Genomic DNA, 1,790 nt, shown 5'->3' with positions numbered 1-1,790 from the left:
CACACCTAAAAGAACCCAACGTCCTTATCCTGACACCAATCAGTGCTGTTTATATCAGCCTCTTTCAGAACAATGATTATTCTTTCATTCTCTGCATAGATCATATCAATAACATATCTCTTATCAAATTGAGCTTTTGATAATTCAATACCTGAACAATACTCAAGCTTTTGATCACCCGTGCAGACAACTATTTCCGAACTGATCTTTTTTACTATCGGGTCGATCTTGTACATTGCCAGTTATCCCCTTTTCGTCAAATCCTCTATTTTACGAAAAAAGCTTGTCATAATAATATGCACTTTAAAATCGAAAATATAGGACATATAATTTAATAACAGATGCACATAAGCTCAAAAGTAAATTTTTGTTTACCTATGTTATTATACACCTTATTACTGTATTTGTCAATAAGTATGAACAAAAAATGTAGAAATAGAATTAAAAACAGCAAAACTTACAATATATATGAAAAAACTTACTGAAATTTGGAGGGCTTAAGATGAATTATCGAAATGTTTATCTCAGAAAAGACGGAAGATATGAGGGAAGGGTATTTTTGGATACATCAGGATCAAAACGAAAATATCATGCTTTTTTCGGCAAAACGCATGATGAAGTAATTGCAAAAATGAAAAAATATCACATTGATCTTATATCTAAAACGCAAATAAGAAAAACATTCACAGAAGTGTATGAGGAATGGTTTGGCACTGTCACAATACGCATAAAAGAATCAACCGCTGCAAATTATATTTTAAAAGCTGACAAACATATTCTGCCTTTCTTTGGGCAGAAATGTATATGTAAAATAACCAATGACGATATATATGATTTTATCAGAAGAAAACAGCAGGAAAATCTCTCGAATCGTTATATTACTGACATTTTAGTTCTTATGAAATCTATTTTCAAATATGCGTATAAAACTTATAAGATAGATAATATCATGGACGGTATTGTAATGCCGAAGAAACACAGAGTTGAAATAAGAATATTGAATGACGATGAAGACAAAAAGCTGTGTGATATACTGGCTCAAAAGAATGATCTTACATCTATAGGAATTTATCTTTCAAGAGTAACGGGTTTACGAATAGGTGAACTTTGTGCCTTAAAATGGGAAAACATTGACATTGAACAGGGTTTCATAAGTGTGAATAAGACTTTGCAAAGAATACAAGTAAAGAATGGGCTATGCAAAACTAAGCTTATGCTTGCAGAACCGAAAAGCGAGTCTTCAAAAAGAAAAATTCCCATTCCAAAATGTGTTTTAGAGCTTTTGAAAAACAACAGAGGAGATAATGATAATTACATACTTTCTAACAAGAAAAAGCCAATAGAACCAAGGACGATACAATATAGGTTTGCCAAGATTTTAAAAAACGGAAATTTACCGTCAGTACATTTTCATGCTATAAGACATTTCTTTGCCACAAATTGCATAAAACTCGGTTTTGATGTAAAAGCTTTGTCAGAAATACTGGGACATAGTAATGTAAGTATTACACTTGATCGCTATGTTCACTCGTCTTTTGAGCAGAAAGCGGAATATATGAATCGTATAAGATAACTTATAGAATTGCAACTTGATAATTGAATATTTTCGTAAAATAGAGGATTTGACGAAATTCGACAAAGCAAAGCTTAAAAAGAGCCGTAAAATAGTTATTTATTGTTATACGAATAACGTAATTTTGCCGTCAAAAGCACATCATGATGAATCATAAAATAACAAAATAAAAAAGCTCTTAGATCGTTCCTGTGATCTAAGAGCTTTTCTGCTATAG

Annotated in this window: 2 protein-coding genes; one reads left to right on the top strand and one right to left on the bottom strand. The window is 31.5% G+C overall.

Translation table 11 applies throughout. The features are described 5' to 3' along the window. Positions 1–5: 5 nt before the first annotated feature. The gene (locus QVO88_RS05950) at positions 6–236 is read right to left on the bottom strand and encodes a hypothetical protein (RefSeq protein WP_022287593.1); all 231 of its coding nucleotides are present in this window, start codon (positions 234–236) and stop codon (positions 6–8) included. A gap of 266 nt (positions 237–502) precedes the next feature. Here QVO88_RS05950 and QVO88_RS05945 point away from each other — a divergent pair, with 266 nt between their 5' ends. After that, positions 503–1,573 (top strand): site-specific integrase, encoded by a 1,071-nt coding sequence (locus tag QVO88_RS05945; protein WP_022287592.1) that lies wholly within the window; start codon positions 503–505, stop codon positions 1,571–1,573. Positions 1,574–1,790 lie beyond the last annotated feature (217 nt).

The organism is Ruminococcus sp. CAG:57, from assembly GCF_000435935.1.
Taxonomy (GTDB): domain Bacteria; phylum Bacillota; class Clostridia; order Oscillospirales; family Ruminococcaceae; genus Hominimerdicola; species Hominimerdicola aceti.
Note: the sequence above shows the minus strand (reverse complement) of the source record. Positions and strands in the feature narration are given on the sequence as shown.